General features: G+C 57.3%; 1 pseudogene. It reads left to right on the top strand.

The features are described 5' to 3' along the window. Positions 1–67: 67 nt before the first annotated feature. Positions 68–751 (top strand): annotated as a pseudogene (locus tag MLC59_RS19845) (IS3 family transposase); the annotation flags it as partial.

Genomic DNA, 751 nt, shown 5'->3' with positions numbered 1-751 from the left:
TGGCAAGCCCCCGATACGGTAGACGCCTGGTAGCGTTACACTAAACGCAAATCTACAGGTGTTGATGATGAGCGCAAAGCGATACTCCGAAGAATTCAAGATCGAGGCGGTGAAGCAGGTCACGGAGCGCGGCTACAAGGTATCCGACGTGTGCCGGAGACTCGGGATCACCTCCGGCAGTCTGTACAAGTGGATCAAGCTGTATGGCGATCCTGGAAGCCAGCACCAGCACATTACGGAGCAGCAGGATGAGCTTCGTCAGCTGCGGGCCGAACTGCGCCGGGTGACGGAGGAACGCGACATACTAAAAAAGGCCGCAGCGTTCTTTGCCAAGGAGTCCGAGTAAAGTATCGCTTCATCAGGGCTCACCAGAAGGAGTTCCGGGTCCGGGTCATGTGCCGCGTGCTGAAGGTCCACTTCAGCGGTTTTTACGCCTGGCTGCACAGTCCCGAAAGCCCTCGCGCCAAAGCCAACCGTCGATTGGTCGGGATGATCAAACAGGCCTGGCTCGAAAGTGGTGGCGTGTACGGGTATCGGAATATCACCCTGGACCTGAAAGACCTCGGCGAGCGGTGCAGCAAGAACCGGGTGTACCGGCTCATGAGAAACGAAGGCATCCGCGCTCAGCGCGGTTACAAGCGCCACAAGGGCTATTACGGTGGCAAGCCAGCTCACGTTGCACCGAATCATCTGAATCGTGAATTCGAAGCTCAGAAGCCGAACGAGCGGTGGGTAACCGACATAACCTACA

It is taken from the genome of Marinobacter bryozoorum (assembly GCF_023156245.1).
Lineage (GTDB): Bacteria > Pseudomonadota > Gammaproteobacteria > Pseudomonadales > Oleiphilaceae > Marinobacter > Marinobacter bryozoorum.
This window is presented reverse-complemented; position numbering and strand designations above follow the sequence as displayed.